At 64.6% G+C, this 22853-nt stretch carries 22 protein-coding genes; 13 read left to right on the top strand and 9 right to left on the bottom strand.

The genetic code is table 11. The features are described from left to right. Nucleotides 1-562: 562 nt before the first annotated feature. The 3 genes from VFV96_03635 to tcdA form a co-directional block, all read right to left on the bottom strand. On the bottom strand, nucleotides 563-772 hold the full coding sequence (locus VFV96_03635; protein ID HEU5069488.1) for a hypothetical protein: 210 nt from the start codon (nucleotides 770-772) through the stop codon (nucleotides 563-565). A 606-nt stretch (nucleotides 773-1378) separates the two neighbouring features. Then, nucleotides 1379-1783: a transposase gene (locus tag VFV96_03640; GenBank protein HEU5069489.1), complete on the bottom strand. Its 405-nt coding sequence runs from the start codon at nucleotides 1781-1783 to the stop codon at nucleotides 1379-1381. A gap of 49 nt (nucleotides 1784-1832) precedes the next feature. Then, the gene (gene tcdA / locus VFV96_03645; GenBank protein ID HEU5069490.1) at nucleotides 1833-2603 is read right to left on the bottom strand and encodes a tRNA cyclic N6-threonylcarbamoyladenosine(37) synthase TcdA; all 771 of its coding nucleotides are present in this window, start codon (nucleotides 2601-2603) and stop codon (nucleotides 1833-1835) included. Between the two features lie 132 nt (nucleotides 2604-2735). Here tcdA and VFV96_03650 point away from each other — a divergent pair, with 132 nt between their 5' ends. Beyond that, on the top strand, nucleotides 2736-3674 hold the full coding sequence (locus VFV96_03650) for a cation diffusion facilitator family transporter (GenBank protein ID HEU5069491.1): 939 nt from the start codon (nucleotides 2736-2738) through the stop codon (nucleotides 3672-3674). A 31-nt stretch (nucleotides 3675-3705) separates the two neighbouring features. Next, a complete protein-coding gene (gene amrA, locus VFV96_03655; GenBank protein ID HEU5069492.1) occupies nucleotides 3706-4314 on the top strand; it encodes an AmmeMemoRadiSam system protein A in 609 nt (202 codons plus the stop codon). Here the strand turns inward: amrA and VFV96_03660 are convergent. Next, nucleotides 4307-4474, bottom strand: a complete 168-nt coding sequence (locus VFV96_03660) for a hypothetical protein (protein ID HEU5069493.1) — start codon at nucleotides 4472-4474, stop codon at nucleotides 4307-4309. The genes amrA and VFV96_03660 overlap by 8 nt on opposite strands. Before the next feature lie 204 nt (nucleotides 4475-4678). On the opposite strand from VFV96_03660, the gene VFV96_03665 reads away from it, so the two are divergent. Then, nucleotides 4679-8047, top strand: a complete 3369-nt coding sequence (locus tag VFV96_03665) for a S41 family peptidase (protein ID HEU5069494.1) — start codon at nucleotides 4679-4681, stop codon at nucleotides 8045-8047. Between the two features lie 81 nt (nucleotides 8048-8128). Here the strand turns inward: VFV96_03665 and VFV96_03670 are convergent, their stop codons facing one another. Both VFV96_03670 and VFV96_03675 read right to left on the bottom strand, forming a co-directional pair. After that, nucleotides 8129-9076: an AEC family transporter gene (locus tag VFV96_03670; GenBank protein HEU5069495.1), complete on the bottom strand. Its 948-nt coding sequence runs from the start codon at nucleotides 9074-9076 to the stop codon at nucleotides 8129-8131. Continuing rightward, nucleotides 9073-10296 carry a M20/M25/M40 family metallo-hydrolase gene (locus VFV96_03675; GenBank protein ID HEU5069496.1) on the bottom strand — a complete coding sequence of 408 codons (1224 nt, stop codon included), beginning with the start codon at nucleotides 10294-10296 and terminating at the stop codon, nucleotides 9073-9075. The genes VFV96_03670 and VFV96_03675 overlap by 4 nt, the downstream gene beginning before the upstream one ends. Nucleotides 10297-10432: 136 nt before the next feature. Here VFV96_03675 and VFV96_03680 point away from each other — a divergent pair, with 136 nt between their 5' ends. From VFV96_03680 to VFV96_03720, 9 genes are all read left to right on the top strand, one after another. Then, a complete protein-coding gene (locus VFV96_03680; protein ID HEU5069497.1) occupies nucleotides 10433-11398 on the top strand; it encodes a hypothetical protein in 966 nt (321 codons plus the stop codon). Between the two features lie 28 nt (nucleotides 11399-11426). Beyond that, nucleotides 11427-12026, top strand: a complete 600-nt coding sequence (locus tag VFV96_03685) for a nucleoside monophosphate kinase (GenBank protein HEU5069498.1) — start codon at nucleotides 11427-11429, stop codon at nucleotides 12024-12026. Between the two features lie 81 nt (nucleotides 12027-12107). Beyond that, the gene (gene fmt, locus VFV96_03690; GenBank protein ID HEU5069499.1) at nucleotides 12108-13055 is read left to right on the top strand and encodes a methionyl-tRNA formyltransferase; all 948 of its coding nucleotides are present in this window, start codon (nucleotides 12108-12110) and stop codon (nucleotides 13053-13055) included. Between the two features lie 7 nt (nucleotides 13056-13062). Next, the gene (locus tag VFV96_03695; GenBank protein ID HEU5069500.1) at nucleotides 13063-13905 is read left to right on the top strand and encodes a TatD family hydrolase; all 843 of its coding nucleotides are present in this window, start codon (nucleotides 13063-13065) and stop codon (nucleotides 13903-13905) included. A gap of 144 nt (nucleotides 13906-14049) precedes the next feature. Next, entirely contained in the window at nucleotides 14050-15876 is a 1827-nt protein-coding gene (locus VFV96_03700; GenBank protein HEU5069501.1) for a BatD family protein, read from the top strand. Continuing rightward, nucleotides 15873-16691 carry a tetratricopeptide repeat protein gene (locus VFV96_03705; GenBank protein ID HEU5069502.1) on the top strand — a complete coding sequence of 273 codons (819 nt, stop codon included), beginning with the start codon at nucleotides 15873-15875 and terminating at the stop codon, nucleotides 16689-16691. The genes VFV96_03700 and VFV96_03705 overlap by 4 nt, the downstream gene beginning before the upstream one ends. A gap of 93 nt (nucleotides 16692-16784) precedes the next feature. Then, nucleotides 16785-17921, top strand: a complete 1137-nt coding sequence (mutY, locus tag VFV96_03710; protein HEU5069503.1) for an A/G-specific adenine glycosylase — start codon at nucleotides 16785-16787, stop codon at nucleotides 17919-17921. A 63-nt stretch (nucleotides 17922-17984) separates the two neighbouring features. After that, a complete protein-coding gene (locus VFV96_03715) occupies nucleotides 17985-19103 on the top strand; it encodes a hypothetical protein (protein ID HEU5069504.1) in 1119 nt (372 codons plus the stop codon). Between the two features lie 218 nt (nucleotides 19104-19321). Next, on the top strand, nucleotides 19322-19576 hold the full coding sequence (locus VFV96_03720) for a hypothetical protein (protein HEU5069505.1): 255 nt from the start codon (nucleotides 19322-19324) through the stop codon (nucleotides 19574-19576). Between the two features lie 81 nt (nucleotides 19577-19657). Here VFV96_03720 and VFV96_03725 read toward each other — a convergent pair whose 3' ends face one another. The 3 genes from VFV96_03725 to VFV96_03735 are packed head-to-tail and all read right to left on the bottom strand — an operon-like array spanning nucleotide 19658 to nucleotide 21753. Next, nucleotides 19658-20431, bottom strand: a complete 774-nt coding sequence (locus VFV96_03725; protein ID HEU5069506.1) for a tetratricopeptide repeat protein — start codon at nucleotides 20429-20431, stop codon at nucleotides 19658-19660. Nucleotides 20432-20488: 57 nt separating this feature from the next. Next, a complete protein-coding gene (locus VFV96_03730) occupies nucleotides 20489-20938 on the bottom strand; it encodes a threonine/serine exporter family protein (GenBank protein HEU5069507.1) in 450 nt (149 codons plus the stop codon). 17 nt (nucleotides 20939-20955) lie between these two features. Next, nucleotides 20956-21753 (bottom strand): threonine/serine exporter family protein, encoded by a 798-nt coding sequence (locus VFV96_03735; GenBank protein ID HEU5069508.1) that lies wholly within the window; start codon nucleotides 21751-21753, stop codon nucleotides 20956-20958. Between the two features lie 236 nt (nucleotides 21754-21989). On the opposite strand from VFV96_03735, the gene VFV96_03740 reads away from it, so the two are divergent. Next, complete coding sequence (locus tag VFV96_03740) at nucleotides 21990-22721, top strand: endonuclease III domain-containing protein (GenBank protein ID HEU5069509.1); 732 nt, start codon at nucleotides 21990-21992, stop codon at nucleotides 22719-22721. Nucleotides 22722-22853 lie beyond the last annotated feature (132 nt).

Raw genomic sequence — 22853 nt, forward strand, 5'->3', positions numbered from 1 at the left:
GTGGCTGCTCTTCGTATCTTGGTTGTCGGGGGCGTGAGTCCCACAACTAGTGGCTCGGCGCTGCTCCCGCGGCGCAACCCACGTTTGCTCCGGAGAGCAGACACCCCTTCCACCTTCAACGAAAGCCATACTGTCTAGGCAGCATGAGCGCTTTTCAGCTTTCCATACCCACAGGCAGACTCCGACGTGGACTCTTGCTGGCTGCTGCAGCTTGTGCCGGGCTTGCTCTCACTTGGATACCCTTTGCCATCTACGATATTTCGTGCCGACGCGTTCCCGAGAGTTCTTTGGCACGCCTTGACTGGCCACTCTCCACTCTTGTTCCGCTGCTGCTCATTTTCCTGTTTGCAGATTTGCTTGCAGAGTTTAGGCGGATCACATTGCCAGCCAATCGTCCTTGGACGGACCGTCACCACTTCACCTTTGTTAGCGTCGTCTGTCTTGTTCTAGTATTTGTATTACCGGTTTTTTACATGGTCGCGGTTTTCACTATGATTGAGCCTGGAAACTCAGGCGGTTAAGACATGAAATTGCCGCCTCGTAAGAAACTAGGCGTGTAAGTTCATGTGGTGGTGATGAGTTTGAAGCCGAGGGCGGTGGCGGATTGGTGGAGGCGTTGGATCTTCTTGAGCTTTAGTTTTTCTTCCGCGTGTTGCCACACGGTCGGGTCGTAAGGGGTGCGGTGTTTGATCAGCTGCCAGAGGATGCGGGCGAGGTGGACTCGCTCGCCGTCGCTCGCTCGGCCCGGCGGGCCTGCTCCCTCCGGCCGCATTCCTTTCGCGGGTCGTCCGCTCAAGTGTGCGCCATCGCCGTGATGGCCTTCGGACTGCCCAGCCGCGCCTGCCAGCGGTGGCAGCCGGTATGGGGCGGGATTGGCGCTGGACGGACGGAGCCTGGCGGAGTAGATAGGTCTGCATGGTGTCCGCTGTTCGTAGCTGCGTTGTCGGGGGCGTGCGTCCCACAACGGGTGGCTCGGCGCCGCTCCCGCGGCGCAACCCACGTTTACACCGGAGAGCAGACACCGCTTTCACCTTCATCGAAAGCCATACTGGCTAGGCATCGTGAGCGTATATGGATTCGATTGATTTCACATTTTTAGCTGGCACCGCAGCATTTGATGTAGTGTGCATAGTCGCGATTCGACGACATTGGGATGAGAGATTTGTTGCGCGGCGGCGAGATTCTGAGATTACTTGGTTTTGGTTGTCGGTTTTTGGCATTGAGCGCAGTGACCGGAATTGTCTTCGGTTGGTTCGCGGGAGTCGGATCGCAAGCGCCATCTGCATGACATTGGGCTGCGCGTTGAGTATTTGGTTAAGACACAAGCGATGACAACGTGGCCTAACACAAAATCTGAGGGGAACCGTCAAACGATTTTCTAGTTGGATTTTTCATAAGTGAGTTTGAGGAGATCGGGATTTTTGAGGGCGAGGCGTTGGAGGTAGCGGGCTTCATCGTAGGGGGTGCGATCCTGCCAGCATTTCCAAAGGATCCTGATCCATTTGAACGCGAGGGAACGGAGAATGGCGTGATGTTGTTTGCCGCGGGCTTTTTGGCGCGCGTAAAACGCGCCCGCCCAGATGGAGTGGTAGATGGATTGATTGGCCCATTCGACCAGCGACTGCCGCAGGAAGCGTGGCGCGCTCCAGCGCCAGTGAACCCATTTGCGCTGGCCGCTTTTCTCGGTGACGGGCGCAATGCCGCTGTATTTCAGGAAATTGTCGGCTTGCGGGTAACGGTCGCGCTGGGTGCCAAAGGCGGCGAGCAAGCGCGGCGCCAGCACCGGTGACGGCTCAACCAACCAGTGTGGGGTTGCGTGAACTGCCCGTGGTTCAGCCGGCGGCAATGCGGGCCACGATGCGGGCCGCCGCGACGAACCCGAACGTGCCGGTCACAAACGTGGCGCTGCCCAGGCCGCCCCGGCAATCGAGCTTGAGTTCGCCGCCCGCCTCGCGCGTCGCGCAGACGGTGCCGTCCTGGTGCGGGAACAGCGGCGGTTCCGGCGAATAGACGCACTCCACCCCGAATTTCTTTTCGCCGCGCGGAAAGCCGTGGTCGGTCCGCAGCCGTTTGCGGAGGGATTGCAGCAGGCGGTCGTGCGTGGCGCGGGACAGGTCGGCCACCCGCACCTGTGTCGGATCCCGGCGCCCGCCCGCGCCGCCCGAGGTGATGACGGGCAGGTTCAAATCCCGGCACAGCGAAACGCACAGCGCCTTTTCCCGGACGGCATCGATGGCGTCCAGCACGTAATCGAAGCGCGTGGCCAGAATTTGGGCCGCATTGCCCGCCACGAAAAAGGCGCGCTGCGCCTGCACCTGGCAGTCGGGATTGATGGCCTGCACGCGCGCCGCCATGGTTTCGACCTTCGGTTTGTGGATCTCGCCGTCGAGCGCGTGGATCTGCCGGTTCACATTGCTCACGCAGATGTCGTCCATGTCCACCAGCGTGAGGGCGCCGAGGCCGGAGCGCGCGAGCGCCTCGACGGCCCAGGAGCCGACGCCGCCGATGCCGATGACGCACACATGGGCCGCGCGCAGCCGCTCCAGTCCGTCCTGGGAATAGAGCCGCCGGATGCCGCCGAATCTGACGCCGTAACGATGCATGCGCGGCGAAATTACTAACGGCTTCAACGGCGTTTGCCAAGCGAACGGCAATTCCCGGCCAGCCGCCGGACGCGCCGCCCAAGAAATTCACTCGCCAGCAACGCGGAAGACTTCACACTGGCGGCTCCAGAAATGAGCGACCCGAAGCTGACCCGTTATGCCCGGTTGTCCATCGTCGCCGCCGTGCTCAACATCGTGCTGAAAACGGCGGCGTGGTGGATCACCGGTTCGGTTGGACTGTTGTCCGACGCGGCCGAGTCCGGCGTGAACCTGATCGGCGCCATCATGGCGCTGGCCATGCTGACGGTTGCGGCCCGGCCGGCCGATGACGAACACACCTACGGCCATGACAAGGCGGAATATTTTTCGAGCGGCCTCGAGGGCGGATTGATTTTGATTGCGGCGCTCGGCATCGGCGTGGCGGCCATTCCCCGGCTCATCGCGCCCAAAGCGCTGGAGCAAATCGGCGTGGGCCTGGTCGTTTCCGTCGTGGCCTCGATCCTCAATCTCGTCGTCGCCCTGGTGCTGCTGCGCGCCGGCCGGCGCAGCCATTCCATCACGCTCGAGGCGAACGCCCATCATCTGTTGACGGACGTGTGGACTTCCGTGGGCGTCATCGTGGGCGTGGGCGCGGTGGCGTTCACCGGCTGGAACTGGCTGGATCCCGTGGTCGCCCTCGTCGTCGCGGCAAACATCGTGGTGGCCGGCGTCAAGATCGTGCGGCGCTCGGTGTTCGGGTTGATGGACACGGCGCTGCCCGCGGACGACCAGCAGGCCATCCAAAAAGTGCTGGAGCAGCACACGCGGGATCACATTCAGTTCCACGCCCTGCGCACCCGCCAGTCCGGGGCGCGCCGCTTCATCGAACTGCACGTGCTCGTGCCGGGCGACTGGACGGTGCAACGCGGCCACGACCTGCTGGAGCAAATCGAGGACGAAATCCGCGCCGTGGTGCCCAACGCCACGGTGCTGACCCACCTGGAAGCGATTGACGACCCGGCGTCCTGGCGCGACCTCGGCCTGGAACGCGCCCCCACAGTTGACGGACCCGCCCAGCCGGACCAACGTTGAGGCAGACCCAACGGTCAGCAATGGAGTGAACATGGTCGGCACCCATCCGGCATCCCGTCTGACAGAACCAGAACGTGCGTTTCTGCTGGAGCTCGCCCGCCGGACGCTGCAGGAGCAATGTGTCAGCGGGCGTTCACCGGACGTGGACCCGACCGCCGTTGCCTTGTCGTTGCGTCAGCCGCGCGCGTGCTTTGTCACGCTCCTGAAGCACGGCGAACTGCGCGGCTGCGTTGGCAACCTTCAGCCGCGGGAGCCGCTCTACCTCGCCGTGATGCACAACGCCGCCGGGGCCGCCTTCCGCGACAATCGTTTCGCACCGGTCAGCCTGGAGGAGATTCAAGCCCTGCACATCGAGATCAGCATTTTGGGCGAGCCTGTGAAGGCAACCTTGCGTTCGCCGGAAGATTTGCTGGGACAACTGCGGCCGGGAGTGGATGGGGTGATTCTGAAGGTGCGGGGCCGCACCGCGACTTTTTTGCCGCAGGTCTGGGAGAAAGTGTCAGGGCCGGTGGAATTCATGGAGGCCCTGGCGCACAAGGCCATGCTGCCGGGCTCCGCCTGGCGCGATCCAACCGCCGTGGTCATGACCTATCAGGTCGAGCATTTTGAGGAACCGGCACCGGCGGCGGGCCTCAATTGACGACCAGCATGGCAAAGCCCACGAGGGCCGCAACGACCAGACAGGCGAAGACCGTCTCCGCCACACCCAGCCGGCTCTCGCCACTGTGGTGCAGGGCGCTCAGGCGGGTATTCACAAAGGAACCACTCTTCGGACCGGCAATGAAGGTGACGTTTTTCATGCCTTTCATTTAGCATCGGCCGGGCCAAGCCGATTGCGCCTGACCGTCCGCTTCGCCCAGCCGCCGCCCGCGTGAATTCGCCGCCGGACTGTCCCAGTTCCACGCGTGGCCGCTTGTTTACTGGACACCGGCCTGCCCCAACGTGTATGCACCCCGGCTTCAATGGGTCATGAACAAATCCGCCCGCAGCGCATCCAATCGAGCATGAATCGAGCATCCTTCCCCCGCCATCCCCTCCGCTGGTCCCCCGCTCTCGCCCTGGCCGGCATCCTTTTCAGTCTGGCCAGCGTGGTTCCAACCCAGGCCGCCATCGACGCGCGCATGCTGCGTTATCCCGATGTTTCGGCGACGCAAATTGCGTTTGCCTATGCCGGCGACATCTGGGTCGCGCCCAAGAATGGCGGCAACGCGGTCCGGCTCAGCTCGCCGCGCGGCGAGGAATCGTTTCCCAAGTTTTCACCCGACGGCCGCACCCTCGCGTTCAGCGCGAATTACGACGGCAACCTCGACATCTACACCCTGCCGGTGGACGGCGGCGTGCCGCAGCGCCTCACCTATCACGGGGCCAGCGACCGCGTGGTCGGCTGGTATCCCGGCGGGAAATCCATCTTGTTCGCCAGCGACCGGGCCAGCGAACGCAACCGCTACAACAAACTGTTCCAGGTGAGCGCCACCGGCGGTTTGCCGGAACAACTGCCGCTGCCTTACGGCGAATTCGGCGCGATTTCGCCGGACGGTCAGCGGCTGGCCTACACGCCCATCAGCGTGGATTTCCGGACGTGGAAACGTTACCGCGGCGGCATGAACCCGGACATCTGGTTGTTCGATCTCCAGACCCGGGCCGCCAAACGCCTGACGGACGATCCGGGCAACGACAGCGTCCCGATGTGGCACGACCAGACGCTGTATTTCCTCTCCGACCGGGATGCCCATCAGCGCAACAACATCTGGGCGCTCGACACCCGCACCGGCAAAACCCGCCAGATCACGTTCTTCACCGATTACGACGTCGAGTTTCCCAGCATCGGGCCCAAGGACATCGTGTTCACCAAGGGCGATCAACTCTGGCTCCTCGACCTGGCCACCGCCAAGGCGCATCCGGTGGACATCACCGTGGTCACGGACGAGGCGACCTTGAAACCGCGGCAGGAAAACGTGGCGGGCTACATTCACAGCGCCGCGATTTCCCCCAACGGCAAACGCATCGTGGTGGAAGCACGCGGCGACCTTTTTACCGCGCCCAAGGAACATGGCGTGGTGCTCAACCTGACGCGCAGCAGCGGCGTCGCCGAACGCTGGCCCGCGTGGTCGCCCGACGGCCGGCAAATCGCCTACTTCACCGACCGCACGGGTGAATACCAGCTCGCGTTGCGCCCTGCGGACGGTTCCGGCGAGGAAACCATCGTCACGCAGCTCGCGCCGGGCTTTTACTACCGCCCGCAATGGTCGCCGGACAGCAAGCAGATCGCGTTCGTGGATGTCACGATGCGGCTGTCGCTTTACAACGTGGAAACCAAGCAAGTCACGAGCATCGACCGGATGCTGTGGCTTTACGAAGGCGAACTGGAGCAGTTCACTGTGAGCTGGTCCGCGGACAGCCGCTGGCTGGCTTATGCGGGCGAACTGGAGAACGGCCACAACGCCATCGTCATTTACGACACGCAGGAGGCCAAACGACACCAGGTCACGAGCGGGTTCTACGACGATTCCCTGCCGGTCTTCGACCCGGAGGGCAAATACCTCTTCTTCCGTTCGGGCCGCACGTTTGACCCGCTTTACAGCAATCTTGATGACACGTGGATTTATCCCAACACGGGCAACCTGATGGCCGTGCCGCTGCGCCGCGACGTGCCCTCGCCGCTCGCGCCCCGCAACGACGAGGAGGAGAAACAGCCGGACGACACCAAAAAGGACGAAGCCAAAAAGCCGGACGCAAAGCCCGCCAGCGCCCCGGCCGCCGCAGCGGAGACCAAAAAGGCCGAGGCACCCAAGGAACCGCCGAAGGCCGGGGCCGACCAGGACAAGCCGGCGAATTCGATGTCGATTGACTTCACCGATTTCGAGCGCCGCGCCGTCCAACTGCCGACCAAGGCCGGCAATTACGCCGACCTCGTCGCGGTAAAGGGGAAGTTGATTTACCGCTGGCTGGGCCGCGAGGGCGCGGGCGAAAATGCGGCGATCGACTATTACGATTTTGAGAAGCGCGAAATCAAACGCATCGTGGACGGCGCGGATGATCTGGCCCTCGCGGCCAAGGGCGAGCAACTGCTGGTCCGCAAGGGCCGGGATTACTTCATCATCGAGCCCAAGGAGAATCAGTCCCTCTCCAAACGCGTCAACACCGCGGACCTCGAAACCACCATCGATCCGCGCGCCGAATGGCGGCAGCTCTTCACCGATGCCTGGCGCATCGAACGCGATTTCTTCTACGACCCCACCCTGCACGGCGTGGACTGGCAAGCCATGCGCACGCAATACGGCAAGCTCCTCGACCAGTGCGTGACGCGCTGGGACGTCAACTACGTCATCGGCGAGCTGATCGCCGAACTCAACTGCTCGCACACCTACCGGGGCGGCGGCGACGTGGAAAAGCCCGCGGAAGTGCGCGTGGGTTACCTCGGCTGCGATTTCGTGCTCACCAATGGCGCCTATCAAATCGGCAAAATCTACGACGGCGGCGCGTGGGACAGTGAAGTGCGCTCGCCGTTGTTGCGCCCCGGGCTGACCAGCGTGTCGGAGGGGGATTATTTGCTGGCCGTGAACGGCGTGCCGCTGGACCCCAAGCAGGATCCGTGGGCCGCGTTTCAAGGACTGGCGGATGAAACCGTCATGCTCACCGTGAACCATCGCCCAACGCGCGACGGCGCCACGAACGTGTTCGTCCACACGCTCGACAACGAATTGCGCCTGCGGAACCTCGCCTGGATCGAAGCCAACCGCCGGCGCGTGGACGAGGCCAGCGACGGTCAGGTGGGCTACATTTACGTGCCCGACACCGCACGCAACGGCCAGAACGAACTTGTCCGCCAATACCAGGCGCAGTTCAAAAAGCCCGGCCTGATCATCGACGAACGCTTCAACAGTGGCGGGCAGATTCCCGACCGCTTCATCGAACTGTTGGGCCGCAAGGTGGAAAACTACTGGGCCGTGCGGCACGGCCAGGACTGGCAATCCCCGGCCAACGCCCACCACGGTCCGATGGCCATGCTCATCAACGGCTGGAGCGGCTCGGGCGGCGACTGCTTCCCCTACTACTTCCGCAAGGCCGGCCTCGGCAAGCTCATCGGCACACGCACATGGGGCGGCCTCGTCGGCATCAACGGCACGCCTGGATTGATTGACAACGGCAACGTCACCGCGCCGGCCTTCGCCATCTACGACACCAAAGGCAACTGGATCATCGAAGGCGAAGGCGTGTCGCCGGACATCGAAGTCATCGACGACCCGGCAGAATTCGCCCGCGGCCGCGATCCGCAGCTCGAACGCGCGATTGCCGAAGTGCTGCGCGAACTGCGCACGAATCCGCCGGTCCAGCCGCACCGCCCGAAGTATGCGGACCGCGCAGGGAAGTGAGCCGTCCGGCGCATCGGTGCGGGGTTGAATCTGGCCGCGTCCTTTGGCAACGGCACGTGCACGCGGTTTGCCGCAGGCGCATCAAACCGCCAGCCATTTCAGGCCGAAGTGGATCCACACCGGCGTGGTGATGAAGCTGACCGCCGAGGTGCCCAGCACGATGCGCAGCGCGGTGGCGGGTTCGCCGCCGTAATGCCGGGCGAGGACGATGGGCAGCGTGGCCGCCGGCATCGCCGCTTCAATCACCAGCACGCGCTTCAATTCGGGCGCCGCAGGCAGACACCAGGCCAGCAGCAAAATCACCAGCGGCATCACCCCCAGGCGCAGAACCAGCGCCAGCGCCGCCTCACGCCAGCTCCCGCCCGCGTGCAGCTCGCCCAAATGGTCCGCGACCGTGGCGCCAATCAGCACCAGCGCCAGCGGGAACGCGCACTGCCCAAGCAGGTGGAACGTGTTCAGCAGCGCGCGCGGCAGGTGCGGGCCGACCCCGGTGAAGTTGAGGCCGACCGCCAGCAGAATCGCCACGAACGGCGCGTTGATCGCCTGCTTCCACGCGCTGCCCGCGTGGCCGCCGGTCAGCACCAGCAGCAGCACGGTCCACAGGCAAATTTCGACGCCGAGGTTGTGGAGAAACAGCACGCCCGTGGTGCGTTCATCGAACAGCAGGAGCGTGAGCGGCAGCGGCACGTAACCGTAGTTTTGCAGGCCGGTGCAAAACGCGAACGTGCGCCGCGCGGGCGCCCCGCTGAATTGCAACGCGCCGCTGGCCAGCCACGCCAGCCCCACACCGATGAGCACCGTGGCTGCGCCGGCAAGCGGCGCGAGGGTGAGATTGCGCCAGTTGGTGAAGGCGGGATTGCCCAGGGACGTGTCCAGAATCAGGCATGGCATCAGCAGGTTGATGACCACCTTGAAGAGGCTTTGGTCCGCCTGCTCGCTCAGCCAGTTGAGCCGCCGGATGACCAGTCCCGCCGCCATGATGGCGAAGACGGGAATAACCGCGTTCAAGACGGTGACGGACTCGTTCATGGCCGCAGCAAGCGCAGCAGCGCCTGCACGTTCAGCGCGGCCTTGGGCACGAACGAGGAGGGCTGGACGTATTCCTGATCCTTCGAACCGTCGGCCGTGCGCTCGGAGCAGTGGGCGTTGTCGCCCATCGGCCCCAAACCATCGAGCGTCGGCACGGCGTGACAAATGAAATTGCCGTCGCTGATGCCGCCGCGCTCCTCGCGGTTGACCGTCAGCCCCAGTTCGGCGCCCGCTGCCGCATACAACGCCAACAAGGCCTCGGTGCGCGGATTCGGCGGCCACGGCGGCGATTCGTGGTCCAGAATGATCCGCACCCGGCACGGAAATCCATCTGCGCGGCTGCGGACGGTAATCTCCTGCTCCAATGCCCGTAGCTGCGCCAGGCCGGCCTGATACGCTTCGACGGAAAAGGCGCGCAGTTCGGCTTCGGCCACCGCCCGGTGCGGCACGCGGTTCAGCGCGCCACCGCCCGTGATGGTTCCGACGTTGACCGTCAGGCCGCGCGCCGGATCCGTCAGCGCTTCCACCCGCTGAACCGTGTGGGCGAGCTGCGCAATGGCGCTGGCGCCGCGGGTGTGTGCCACACCGGCATGTGCGCCGCGGCCCTCGACTTCGATCCGGAACGCCGCCCGTCCCTTGCGCGCGGTGACGAGAGAAAACTCGTTCCCCACCCGCCGGCCGGCCTCGAAGACCAGCGCGGCCGTCGCGCCGCGGAGCCGTTCCTCGCAGAGCCGGCCAAATTCCGTGCTGTCGGTTTCCTCGGAAGCGTTGAGCAACAGCACCCAGTTCGTCGCCGCGAACACATCCGGGGCCACCGTCTGCAAGGCCGCGAGCACGAGGTGCATCATGACCGTGCCGCCCTTGACGTCTTCCGTGCCCGGGCCGTAGATGCGGTCGCCCTCGACACGCCAGTGAAACTGGTTCCGCGCCTCCTCCTCGGCGGGAAACACCGTGTCGAGGTGGGAGATGAATCCGACCGACCGCGGGCCGGTGCCGGCGCGGGTCAACACGAGGTGGTCGCCCAGCGCGGGATTGGCGGACGGCACGAACCCGGCCGTGAAGCCGAGCGGGGCAAACGCCCGCGCGGTGAACCGGCCCAGCTGATTGACGCCGTCCCGGTTGAGCGTGTGGCTGTTGATGGCCACCATCTGCCGCAGCAATTCAAGGCTGGGCGCCAGCCGTGCGTTCAGGCACGCAAACAATGTGTCGTTCGGTTGCATCCGCCACGCAGAGATTGCCGGGATGGCGCGCCGGGGCAAGTCCGCTTGCGCCAAAGGACTGCCACAATTTTGCAAGGAGCCCGGGCCGGGAAATTTGCTTCCGTTGAATTGGGCCCTCTGCTATTGAAACCGCACTGTGCGCAAGATTCATCTCGTAGTTGTTTTGTCCCTTTGGTGCGGCCTGCTCGGCCAACTGGCCGGCGCGGCGACGTTCAAACTCACTGACGGCCGGACGGTGACCGGCGACCTCATCGAGGCCGGCTCCAACGATGCCGACGCCCTGGTCAAGGTGGACGACAACAAATACGAGCACATCCCGTGGGGCCAATTCTCGCAGGAAGACCTCAAGGCTTTCCTGCAAAAATATTCCGACAACAAGAAAATCACCGGGGCCGTCGAGCCGTTCATTGAAATCACGCAGGAGGAAAAGGCGGCCAAGACCGAGGTGCCCATCAAGCCCGTGCCGCGGATCGACCGGCCGGAGAAGGGCTCCGTCATCGGTTCGCTGTTCCATTCCGGCATCGGCTGGTTTCTCGTGCTCGTGGTTTACGCGGCCAACGTCTGGGCGGGTTATGAAATTGCCATCTTCCGCGCCCGTTCGATGCCGCTGGTGACCGGCCTCGCGGCGGTGCCCGGCGTGGGCTTCCTCAGCAACATCGCATTTCTCGCGCTGCCCACGTATGTCGCGCCCAAGACGCACGCCGACGAAACTTACGAACGGCAGGAGGCCGCGACGCCGACGTTTGCGCTGCCCTCCGAAGCGGCGGCCGCCGGCGAACCGGCGGAAGGCGCCGCAGCCGCTGCCGGAGCCGCGGCCGCCGGACCGAAACCGGAGGTTTACGCCCGCGGCCAGTTCACGTTCAACAAGCGCTTCTTCGAAACCAAGTTTCCCAACTTCTTCGGTGTCGTCCGGCGCGAGGAAGACAAGGAAAAGGTGCTCATCTTCAAGACGTCCAAGGGCGAGTTCATCACCCAGCGCATCACCCGCATCACGCCCGGCGAAATTTACATCCAGGCCGAGCGCGGCGCGGGCGCTTCCGTCGAAATGCCCCTGCATTTCCCGGAGATTCAGGAGGTCGTCCTGAAACACCACCACGCCTGACCGCCCCCAACCTCCCCCTCCCCCTTGCATGAAATACCGCACCGTCCTGCTCTTTGGCGCGCCCGGCTCGGGCAAGGGCACGCAAGGCAAGGTGCTCGCCAACATTCCCGGCTTCTTCCACTGCGCGTGCGGTGACATCTTCCGCAATTTGAAGGTGGACAGCGATCTGGGCCGCGTGTTCGTGCATTATTCCAGCAAGGGCCAGCTCGTGCCCGACGACGCCACCATCCGGTTGTGGCGCGACTTCATTGAGACCAGCACGAAAATCGGGCGCTTTCATCCGGAGAAGAACCTGCTGGTGCTGGACGGCATCCCGCGCAACATCACGCAGGCGAAAATCCTGCGGGACGTGCTCGACGTGCGTGCGATGTTCTGGCTGAAGACCCGCGACTTCGAGGCGCTGGTCCGGCGCATTCAACGCCGCGCGCTGAAGGAAAACCGGCTGGACGACATGAACCTTGAAGTCATCCGCTCGCGCATGGAGACCTACGAGAACGAAACCCAGCCGCTCGTGGATTACTACGGCAAGAAGCTGGTGCACCGCGTCACCTCTGACCAGACACCCGTCGAGGTCTGCCGCGACATTCTCGCCAAAATCATCCGGCTGGGCATTCAGCCGCGCCTCTGAGCCGGAGCTGCGCCTCCGTATTCGCCCGGCACAGGACGGATTTTCCTTTCTCCTCACGCCGCTTTCCCGTTCGCTGAACGCATGGCTGAACTGCGTTTGGTTTTCATGGGCACGCCGGAACTGGCCGCCGTGTGCCTGGACGGCTTGCTGCGCGCGCCCGGCCTGCACGTCACCGGCGTCGTCACCCAGCCGGACCGGCCCAAAGGGCGCGACTTGAAACTGACGCCGCCGCCCGTGAAGGAACTTGCCCTCCGTCACGGGCTGCCCGTGTTGCAACCCGAAAAGGCCCGCGATCCCGGCTTCATCGACCAGCTTGCCGCCTGGCGGCCCGGCTTGATTGCCGTGGCGGCTTTTGGACAAATCCTGCCGCAACGCATTCTCGACCTGCCCCGCTTTGGCTGCCTGAACGTGCACACCTCGCTGCTGCCAAAGTATCGCGGCGCCGCGCCGATTCAGTGGGCGATTCTCAATGGCGACGCCGAGACGGGCGTCACCATCATGCAGATGGAAGCCGGCCTCGACACCGGCCCCATCCTGAGCAGCGAGCGCACGCCCATTGCCGCGTCCGACAATGCCCAAACCTTGCACGACCGGCTGGCACGGCTCGGCGCGGCCTTGCTCGTTAACACGATTCCTGAATTCGTGGCCGGCAACCTCAGTCCCCGGCCACAGCCCGCCGAAGGCGTGAGCTACGCGGCAAAAATCAAGAAACAGGATGGCGCCATCAACTGGCGCCTGCCGGCCCACGTCCTGGGGAACCGCATTCGCGCCTTCACGCCATGGCCCGGCGCGTTCACCCACTTGACCACGCCCGGCCGGCCGTTGCTCCTCAAGCTTTGGGAAGCCGAGCCGTTGACCCGCACGGGCGAGCCGGGCGAAATCCTCGCCGCCGACAAGCACGGCATCATTGTGGCGGCGGGCGAAGGCGCCCTGCGCATCCACACGCTCCAGCGCGAGGGCGGCCGGCGGGTCAGCGCAGCGGAATTTCTCGCCGGTTGCCCACTGACGCCGGGCCAGCGATTGGAATGAGCCGGCCATGCGTTTTTACGACGCCCACAACCATCTCCAGGACGAACGGCTGCAACCGCACCTGCCGGCGATTTTGCCAACGCTCGTGGACGCCGGCATCGCCCGCATGGTCGTGAACGGCTCCGGCGAAGCCGACTGGCCATCCGTCCGGGCGCTGGCGGAGCGCTGCCCGCTGGTGCTGCCCTCGTTTGGCTGTCATCCATGGTATGTCCACGAACGCTCGCCGCACTGGCAGGCGGAATTGCTCCGCCATTTGGACGTCGGCCCCGCCGCCATCGGTGAGATTGGCCTCGACAAATGGATTCTCGAACCCGGCCGCGCCGGCTCGTTGGGGCTTTCGACGCCCGCCAGCCTGCCCGAGCAGGAGGAGGTGTTCGTCTGGCAACTGCAACTGGCGGCCCGGCGCAACCTGCCTGCGAGCATCCATTGTCTCCACGCCTGGGGCGCGCTCTTTGAAATGCTGCGGCGCGAACCGCGACCGGTGTGCGGCTTCGTGCTGCACAGCTACGGCGGACCGCGCGAAATGGTGGTGCCGTTGGCCCGGTTGGGCGCGTATTTCTCGTTGCCCGGCTACTTCGCCCACGCGCGCAAACACCGCCAGCGTGAGGCGTTCCTGGCCGTCCCGCCCGACCGCCTGTTGATTGAAACTGACGCGCCCGACCAGCTTCTGCCCGCAGAACGCAATCAACATCCATTGACCGACGCGGCCACGGGAAAATCTTTGAATCATCCCGCCAATCTGCGCGCGGTTTACGAATTCGCGGCGGAACTTTACGGCGAACCGCTCGAACGGCTGGCCCAACGGGTCGGGGAAAACTTTCACCGTGTTTTCGGCCACGTCAGCACGTAATCGCCGCCGCGTTTGCGGATTCCGGGCCGCATTTTTCACCGAACGAAATTCGCGCCGGCCTGTCGAAAACCACGTTGCGGTCGAGGGGCCGCAGGCGGCGCTTGCGCCGCCTCCGCAACGCGGCAAACTGACGCGACGTAACGCATGACAGGCTTGCACGGAAAGAGCACCGGTTTTTCGCCCGGCCGAATTCACCCCTGGATTCGGCTGGTTTTTGGCGTGATGATGCTGGCGGTCGCGCGCCTGCACGCGGCCACCTTCACCGCCACGCTGGATCATGACACCATCCTGCTGGGCGACACAGCCACGTTGTCGTTGAAGTTTGATGGCGGTGACCCAACGTCGCCGCCAAGTCTGCCCGATCTGCCCGGCCTGGAATTTCCCAACGCCAGCACCCCTTCTGTAAGCCGTTTCGATATTAACGGCCAGCACACGCTCGTTTTGAGCCTGATCGTCAAGCCGACTCAGACGGGCGATTTCACCATCCCCGCGCTGAACGTGAAAGTGGGCGGCGAAACGCTCACCAGCGAGCCCATCCGGTTCAAGGTTGTGCGCCCGACAGCTCCGGCGCCCGGCAGCGCGGCCGAGCAACAATCGCTCGCCCTGTTGCGTCTGGCCCTGCCCCAGCAACAACTGTTCACCGGTCAAACCTTCGTGCTTGAAATGCAACTGTTGCTGCACGGCGGCATCAAGGGCATCGGTGGAGCCGACCTGCCCGGCCTGCAACGGCCATTGCAATTGGACGGCTGCACGGTAGGCAAGGCTGTCGAAAGCCAGCAACGCCAGACGGTCATCGGCAACACGTCCTTCACCGTGGTGCCCGTGCAGATTCCCGTCACGGTGCTGAAGGCGGGCAAGTTGCAAATCGGCCCACTGGACGGCGCCGTAGTGGTCACCCTGCCGTCCCGGCGGCGCGACCCGATGGATTTTGATCCCTTCGGCATGTTTGATCGTGGCGTGCAACAGCGCGTTGCCCTTGCCACGCCGGCGCAAACCCTTGACGTGTTGCCGCTGCCGGAGACGGGCCGGCCCGCCACCTTCACGGGTGCGGTGGGACGCTTCGAGCTGGCGGTGTCCGCCGGGCCGACCAATGTTGCGGTGGGCGATCCCATCACCGTTCGGATCCAGATTCACGGCCGGGGCTCGCTGGATTCATTCACCCTGCCGGCGCAGGCGGCGTGGAAGGAGTTCAAAATCTATCCACCCACGGCCAAGACGGACACCACCGGCGAGCTCGGGCTGGAGGGAACGAAAACCTTTGAACAGGTGGTTGTGCCGCAGAACACGGAGATCAAGGAAATCCCGCCGTTCGAGTTCTCGTATTTCGATCCGGAGAAACGCGCCTACGAGACGCTGCGCCAGGCCGCACGCCCCATCATTGTCCGCCCCTCCGGCTCGACGCCGGCGCCCAGCGCAGACATTGCTGTGACCGCCGCCCCCGGAAACCCGTCGCCGGCCGAGGACATCGTGCACATCAAGCCGCGACTGGGTGTGGTTCGGCGCCTCACCACTCCGTGGATTGAGCAACCGTGGTTCGTCGCGTTGCAGGCCGTGCCCCTGTTGGGATTCCTCGGCGTGGTCTGCTGGCGCAAACGGACGGACGCACTCGCCAACAATCCGCGCCTGCGCCGGCAGCGGCACGTGGCGCAAGTCGTCAATGCCGGCTTGATCGAATTGCAAGGACAAGCCGCCGCCCAGCAGGCCGGACAGTTTTTCGCCACGGTCTTCCGGCTGTTGCAGGAGCAGATCGGCGAACGCCTGGATTTGCCCGCGACCGCCATCACCGAAGCCGTGGTGGACGAAAAGCTGCGGGCGCGCGGACTGCCCGGACCGACGGCCGAAGCCCTGCACGGGCTGTTCCAGTTGTGCAACCAGGCCCGCTACGCGCCCACGCAGCCGGCGCAGGTTCTCGCCGCGGTGATTCCCAAAGTGGAAGACGCACTGCGCGCGTTGCAGGAGGTCAAGGGATGAAAACCGTCGCCGCTGGAAAACCACCTCTTCTACCACCGCGAACCCGCGCGGCGCAACCGAGGCGGACGCCGTGGCGCCGCAGCCTCGTCGCGACCCTGCTCCTGACGCTGGTGATGATCGCCCCGCGCGGCCGCGCGGCGGAAGCCAATGCCACCTTTGACCAGGCCAACCGGCTCTACGAAGAAGGCAAGTATCGCGACGCGGCGGAAGCGTATCAAAACCTGATCACGAACGGCACCACTTCGGCGGCCCTGCTGTTCAATCTCGGCAACGCCGAGTTCAAGGCCGGTCATATTGGAGCCGCGATCGCCGCCTACCGGCAGGCCGAACGCCTGGCGCCACGCGATCCCGACCTGGCCGCCAATTTGCAGTTCGCACGCCGTCAGGTGACCGGGCCTTCGCGGCATCCCAACTGGCTGGAACGACAACTGCGCCGCCTCACGACCAACGAGTGGACGTTGCTGGCCGTGATTCCGCTCTGGGCCTGGTTTGCGCTGTTGATGGCGCGCCAGCTCCGGCCGGCGTTGAAGCCCCGGCTTCGCACAGCCACTTGGAGTCTCGGCGGGCTGGTGCTGCTCAGCGGCGGCCTGCTGGCCGTCGTCCTCCACCGCCGGCTGGACGAGCATGAGGTCGTCGTCACCGCGCGCAACACGGTCGTCCGCTACGGCCCGTTCGCGGAATCGCAAAGCGCGTTCACCGCCGCGGACGGCGCCGAACTGACCTTGCTGGATCACAAGGACGACTGGTTTCAAGTCAGCGGCGGCGGCAAAACGATTGGCTGGTTGAAAACCAACGCCGTGGTGGTGTTGAACTGAGGACGCGGCAACGGCCGGCGCCTTCTGCGCTGCGCAACCACGGATGGTTTTGCTTCCGTTGCGCCCAGCCATCGCAAATCATCCCGCCCGTTGATGGGCACGCAATCTCCACCCCAGTCGGCCCGCCCGCCACGGCGGGCGAACCCGCAGATCACCCGCACGGTCGCCACCCTGCTCGCGTGGTTTGCCAAGGAGGCGCGCGACCTGCCGTGGCGGCGCACCCGTGATCCCTACGCGATCTGGGTTTCCGAAATCATGCTGCAACAAACGCAGGTGAAAACCGTCATCCCCTACTGGGAACGCTGGCTGCGCGAACTGCCGACGCTTCAGGCCCTCGTCGACGCGAGTCCGGCCAAAATTCACAAGCTGTGGGAAGGCCTGGGTTACTACACCCGCGTCCGCAATCTGCAAAAGGCCGCACAGCAGATTTGCGCCACCCAGCACGGAACCTTTCCGCAATCGTTCGCGGCCATTCTCGCGTTGCCGGGCATTGGCCGTTACACCGCCGGCGCGATTGCCAGCATCGCGTTTGATCAGCCCGCCCCGATTCTCGACGGCAACGTGATCCGGGTGCTGACGCGGCTCCACGGAATTGCCGACGATCCTCGCGAAAAGGCGACCAACGCCCGGCTCTGGTCGCTGGCGGGTGAACTGGTTGAACGCGCCTCCCAAATGCGAAATCATGCTTCACCCTGTTCGCATCTGAACCAGGCGTTGATGGAACTGGGCGCGCTCATCTGCACGCCGCGTTCACCGAACTGCCCGGCCTGTCCGCTGCAGGATGCGTGCTTCGCGTGGCGCGCCGGCCGCGTCGCCGAATTCCCGCGCGTCAAAACGCGGGCCGCGGTGACGGACCGACGTTTTCTCGCGTTCATCGTCGAACGCGACGGACGTTTCCTCGTCCAGCAACGCAGCGACGGCGTGGTGAATGCCCACCTGTGGGAATTTCCCAACGTCGAAGTGGCCGCCGATTGTCCGCCCGCCCGGGCCGCGCGCACGTGGCTGGGCGGCAAACCCCGCGCCGTGCAAAAGCTGCTCGTGGTCCGTCACGCGATCACGCGTTACCGCGTCACCACCGAAGCGTATCGCGTGGAACCGGCGGCCGGCACGTCCCGCGCGTCGGCGGGCGGGCAGTGGCATCTGCCGGCGCAACTGCACGACCTGCCCTTCACGGCCGCCCATCGCCGGATTTTGCTGGCGCTGACCAGGCCCGGCTCCGGACGGGACTGACCCGCGGCAGGCCGCGCTTTCTCCGTGCAATCGGCACCAGCCGCGGTCAAATTCAGCCCCGTCATGAGCACGTTTCCGGCACCGCTCGACCTTTCCCAAGTCAAAGTGTTTCCGCTCGCCCAGCGGCACAGCCTCAGCACGCTGGAGAAGATTCTGGTCGATCCGGCCGGCGCGCCGCCGCCTTGTCCGCCCGCGGTGCAACCTTTGCTGGCGGATTGCACGGCGAAGGTTCGCGCCGCCCGGGAACGCGGGGCCAGCGTGATGCTGCTTTACGGCGCGCACCTGGTGAAAAACGGCCTGCTCGACGTGGTCAACGCGCTGATGGACGGCGGCTGGCTCACGCACCTCGCCACGAACGGCGCCGGAACGATTCACGATTGGGAGCTCGCCTTTCAAGGCCGCACCGAGGAAAGCGTCCGGGCCAACGTGCCCACGGGCACCTTCGGCACCTGGGATGAAACCGGACGCAACCTGAATCTCGCCGTGCTCGCGGGCGGATTGCAGGGTGAAGGTTACGGCCGCGCGCTGGGCCGCTTCATCGCACAAGACGGTTGCGCGTTGCCGACCTCCACCCAACTGGAGCACAGCCTGCGCGCCGAACCGGCTCATCCCCTCGCGGCGGCACGGGCGGAGCTGCTGCGGACGATGCTGGTGCACCGGCTCCCGGCGGGACGAATCGTCGTGGAACATCCGCACAAGGCGCACTCGATCCTGGCCCAGGCCTTCCGGCACAACCTGCCGTTCACGGTGCATCCGGGCATCGGTTACGACATCATCGCCACGCATCCGATGTTCAGCGGGGCTGCCATTGGCCGGGCCGCGCAGCTTGATTTCGCCGGCTTCAGCCGCGCGGTGGAGGGACTCGACAACGGGGTCGTGTTAAGCGTCGGCTCCGCCATCATGGCGCCCCAGGTTTTTGAAAAGAGCCTGAGTTGCGTGAACAACCTGCGGCGGCAGGCCGGCCGGGCGATTGTCGCCGGCCACTCGATTTACGTCGTGGACATCCAGGATGGCGGCGGCTGGGACTGGTCGCACGGTGAACCGCCAAAGGACAATCCCGCCTACTACCTGCGCTTCTGCAAGAGCTTCGCGCGCATGGGCGGCACCATGCATTACGTGCCCAGTGACAACGTGGTTTTCCTCCACGGCCTGCTGGCCCAGTTGCGGAGCTGCGCGAGTTGAACGGGCCGTCAGCCGCGGGAATGTTCCGTTTTAAGCTTCTCGTCTGAAACGGTTTGCAACCATTTGAACGAACTGGACAGCACCTTGTCGAACCGTGCGTGCAACGTCAGCGAAAGTGGCCCGAGATTGGTTGCAATGACTGTAACCAGCGGCTGTTGTCCGGCGTCTGCCACCCTGCAACCCCGGTTGCATCAACAAAACAAAATCAACGGATCATTATGAAGAAACTACTGGCCGCCCTGTGCTTCACCTGTGCGCTCGTCGTCGCCGTTCACGCGGAAGACGCCAAGGAAACCAAAAAGCACGGACCCACGCCGGAGCAGAAGGCCCTCCGCAAGGAGATCCTCGAAAAATACGACACGAACAAGGACGGCAAGCTCAGCAAGGAAGAGCGCGCCAAAATCAGCGCGGAAGACAAGGCCAAGCTGGAAAAGGCCGGCCTCATGCACGGCAAGAAGAAGAAGTCTGAATAAGCCCGTCCATTTCCCATTTCACAAACTCCACGGTCGAAACCCGGCCGTGGAGTTTTTTTGTGCCGGCCCGGCCCGCGACGCTCACGAGGCAATCTTCCGCAAAAGCGCCCGGGCACGCCGGACCCAGACCCGGTCGCGCCGGCGTTGAAACGCGGGCGCATGCGGATAATCCGCAATGGCCTCCTGCAACACCGCCTGCGCCGGCTGGACTTCCTTCCGCGCCAGATAAAGCTCCGCGAGTTGGACGCGGGCGCGCGGATACGAATGTTGCTCGGTGACCTGCTGCCAGAGCGACAAGGCCCGGTCCGTTTCGCCGAGTGCGCCCAACGTCTCGGCCAGGGCCATCATCGAATGGCCGTAATCATGTTTGGGATCCTGCCATACGACGGATTCCAGCAACGGTTTGGCCTCCGCCGCGCGCTTCTGGCGGAGCAGGCACTGACCGAGATGCGCGCGGGTGTCGATGTCCTCGCCATCGCGTTCCAGCGCGGCGCGGTAGCACGTTTCCGCCCGGGCGAGCTTGCCCTGCTGAAAATAAACGTCGCCCAGTTGCGAATGGTGATGCGCCTTGTCGAGATGATGAATCTGCGCCTCCAGTTCGCGGATGCGCCGGCGGTTTTGCGCACCAGGCAGTTCGAAGCCGCGCGTCGCCGACGCCGTTTGCCGATACACGTAGAAGTAGTAGAAGAACGCCGAAAATCCCCAGCCCAGGAAAATGAACAACGCCCAGAACCATTCGCGCTGCCGGACGGCGTCAACCAGCATCCAGATTTGAAAGGCGGTCATCGCCAGCCAGAAAGGACTCGAAATCAAGTAATGCCAGGATTCCAAATCCGTAATCAGCAGGGCGAACATGTGGCGAGCCTAAAAAGGAAGCGTGCCACGGGCAACCTGTTTCCCGTTTGACGCCGCTTACCGCGCCACCCGCAACCGCAGCAACAGGGTGGGAATGGCCAGCCCGGTTCCAATGGCACCGATGGTGAACATGACGCGCAGGGTGTAGCCGACCGCGGTGAGCAGCGTTTCCGCGGCGCCCGCCGCGTCCGGCGACGTCAGCGCAAAGAAACCCAAAATCGCCTTCGCGGCAAAGCTGCCCGGCACCATCGGAATGCAGCCCACCACGTCGAGTGCATCCTGGGAAATGTCAGTGCGCGTGCACAACACCTGCACCCCCACGCCAACGGCGAGGGCGGCGACAAACGAAGCAGCCTCCAGACTCCACCCCTGTTCCAAGGCAATCGTGCGCACGACCAGCGCGATGGCTCCCATCGTCGCGCACCACGTGAGCGAACGCAGGCTGGTGTTGAACAGCACGCCGAAACCTGCCGCCGCGATGGCGCCGCAAACCGTTTGGTGAAGCACAAACAACGGGTCCATCTTCAACGCCCCTCCCGCAGCAACACCTGGCCCAGCCACAAGCCCACCGTGGCGAAAATCAAAATCACCGCGACCCAGACAGTGCGGGCGCTCCCCAGTGTCGGGCGACCATCGAGTATGTCGTTCTGCGCATTGAGCGAGGGCACGCCCGGCACGAGCAGCAGGATGGCGGCAATCATGGCCGTGGCCACCGTTTCACTGCCGGCCAGCCGAGCGCCAAAGCCGCCGAGCGTGGCGCCGACAAAGGCCACCACGGTCGCGCCGATGAAAACATTCACGTGGCGCACCGCCAGTTCGCGCCGCACCCATTGCGCCACGGCGGCGCCGGCGAACACCGGTCCCGTTGCCGCCCAGTCGGCTTTAAGCAGCCGGCCAAAGGCGGCGCAGGCCAGGCCCACTGCCAGCGCGGTGAACCACGGCGCATGACGCGGTGTTTCGCGGGCGATCCGGTCCAGTTCAGCGCGCGCCGCGGCCGGCGTCGTTCCGCCCGGTTGCACCCGTTCGGCGAAATGCCGCACCGCCCGGTCCAATCGCAAATTCACGCCGATCGGCCCCACCTTCCGCATGCGCGTAATGCCATCGCTGCTGATGCCAACCGTGATGGCCAGCGACGCGTAGCCGATGCGCAAATCCACCCGTTCCGCTCCGAGTCCGCGGGCCACGCGGGCCACGATCAAGTCCACGTCATGCGCGCTCGCACCGGCTTCCATCAGGAGCCGGCCGGCATCGAGCGCGATCATCGCGATGGGCTCGAGCGGCGGGATCGCCGGTCGCTGTTCTGCTGTTTTCGTTTCGGTCATTGCGTGCCTTTGCGTGTGCGACCTCCAACACTAACCGGACCGGGCAGGCGCCTCGCGGTCGGGAAATGTGGCGGGCGCGGAACTGGCCGGCCCTGCGTCGGAAGGCAGGAGTTGAGTAACAAATCCACCGCGCCGGAGCAAGGCGCGGCGGAAAAGTATCGGTCGCCGTTGTTGGCGCGATGAACGGGCTGCCAATCCGCGTTGCCTTCCGCCCTGATGCCGGGTTAAACAGCGGCATGCCGCCGACCGGAACCGCCCGCGCCCTGCGCCGCGCCTACCCGCTGATGCGACGCCGCTTTGGACATCAGCAATGGTGGCCGGGCGAAACCCCGTTCGAAGTGTGCGTCGGTGCCGTGCTCGTGCAAAATACCAGCTGGTCCAACGTGGAGCGGGCGATTCAAAACCTCAAATCCGCCGGCGTGCTCGCACCGCGGCCGCTCTTCGTGCTGCCCCACGCGCGGCTCGCGGCACTCATCCGGCCCGCTGGTTACTTCAACGTAAAGGCCCGGCGGCTGCGGGCGTTTCTGCAAGTGCTGGTGGAGGAATTCGCGGCCGACTTGGAACAATTGTTCGCCGGTGAAACGGCCACGGTCCGCGCACGGCTGCTGGCAATTCACGGCATCGGCCCGGAGACGGCGGACAGTTTGCTGCTCTACGCCGGCGGCCACGCCCGTTTCGTAATCGACGCCTACACGAAGCGGATTTTCCAACGTCACGCCTGGTCCGGCGCACCGGCGAACCGCCTCGCCCGGCCGATCCGCAAGGATGACCTCTTCAGCTACGACGCCCTGCAATCGCTTTGTGAATCCGCCTTGAACGAGCCGGCCGGCGCCGCGCGCCTGGATTACTGGCAGGATTATCACGCGCAACTTGTGATGGTGGGCAAACATTTCTGTCGTCCGCGCGAGCCCCGGTGCGCGGCGTGTCCGCTGCGGTCCTTGTTGCCGCCCGTTCCGCGGCCGGCCTGAAATCGGACCGGTCCGTATTCCTGCGGAGTCGGGATTCTGGAATTGCGTTGCGGCGGCTTCGCTTTCAGACTTTGCCCAGCTTTCACCATTTCAGGTGTCACTCCGCCAAGGCGATCCGCTTAATGAGAACTT

It is taken from the genome of Verrucomicrobiia bacterium (genome assembly GCA_035765895.1).
Classification (GTDB): domain Bacteria; phylum Verrucomicrobiota; class Verrucomicrobiia; order Limisphaerales; family DSYF01; genus DSYF01.

Excerpts from the sequence above, each read along its gene's own strand:
- VFV96_03670 (HEU5069495.1), bottom strand. The coding sequence starts at position 9,076 with ATGAACGAGTCCGTCACCGTCTTGAACGCGGTTATTCCCGTCTTCGCC.
- VFV96_03720 (HEU5069505.1), top strand. The coding sequence starts at position 19,322 with ATGAAGAAACTACTGGCCGCCCTGTGCTTCACCTGTGCGCTCGTCGTC.
- VFV96_03635 (HEU5069488.1), bottom strand. The coding sequence starts at position 772 with ATGCGGCCGGAGGGAGCAGGCCCGCCGGGCCGAGCGAGCGACGGCGAG.
- VFV96_03740 (HEU5069509.1), top strand. The coding sequence starts at position 21,990 with ATGCCGCCGACCGGAACCGCCCGCGCCCTGCGCCGCGCCTACCCGCTG.
- mutY (HEU5069503.1), top strand. The coding sequence starts at position 16,785 with ATGGGCACGCAATCTCCACCCCAGTCGGCCCGCCCGCCACGGCGGGCG.
- VFV96_03700 (HEU5069501.1), top strand. The coding sequence starts at position 14,050 with ATGACAGGCTTGCACGGAAAGAGCACCGGTTTTTCGCCCGGCCGAATT.
- tcdA (HEU5069490.1), bottom strand. The coding sequence starts at position 2,603 with ATGCATCGTTACGGCGTCAGATTCGGCGGCATCCGGCGGCTCTATTCC.
- VFV96_03725 (HEU5069506.1), bottom strand. The coding sequence starts at position 20,431 with ATGTTCGCCCTGCTGATTACGGATTTGGAATCCTGGCATTACTTGATT.
- VFV96_03685 (HEU5069498.1), top strand. The coding sequence starts at position 11,427 with ATGAAATACCGCACCGTCCTGCTCTTTGGCGCGCCCGGCTCGGGCAAG.
- amrA (HEU5069492.1), top strand. The coding sequence starts at position 3,706 with ATGGTCGGCACCCATCCGGCATCCCGTCTGACAGAACCAGAACGTGCG.
- VFV96_03675 (HEU5069496.1), bottom strand. The coding sequence starts at position 10,296 with ATGCAACCGAACGACACATTGTTTGCGTGCCTGAACGCACGGCTGGCG.
- VFV96_03660 (HEU5069493.1), bottom strand. The coding sequence starts at position 4,474 with ATGAAAAACGTCACCTTCATTGCCGGTCCGAAGAGTGGTTCCTTTGTG.
- fmt (HEU5069499.1), top strand. The coding sequence starts at position 12,108 with ATGGCTGAACTGCGTTTGGTTTTCATGGGCACGCCGGAACTGGCCGCC.
- VFV96_03695 (HEU5069500.1), top strand. The coding sequence starts at position 13,063 with ATGCGTTTTTACGACGCCCACAACCATCTCCAGGACGAACGGCTGCAA.
- VFV96_03650 (HEU5069491.1), top strand. The coding sequence starts at position 2,736 with ATGAGCGACCCGAAGCTGACCCGTTATGCCCGGTTGTCCATCGTCGCC.
- VFV96_03735 (HEU5069508.1), bottom strand. The coding sequence starts at position 21,753 with ATGACCGAAACGAAAACAGCAGAACAGCGACCGGCGATCCCGCCGCTC.
- VFV96_03715 (HEU5069504.1), top strand. The coding sequence starts at position 17,985 with ATGAGCACGTTTCCGGCACCGCTCGACCTTTCCCAAGTCAAAGTGTTT.
- VFV96_03665 (HEU5069494.1), top strand. The coding sequence starts at position 4,679 with ATGAATCGAGCATCCTTCCCCCGCCATCCCCTCCGCTGGTCCCCCGCT.
- VFV96_03705 (HEU5069502.1), top strand. The coding sequence starts at position 15,873 with ATGAAAACCGTCGCCGCTGGAAAACCACCTCTTCTACCACCGCGAACC.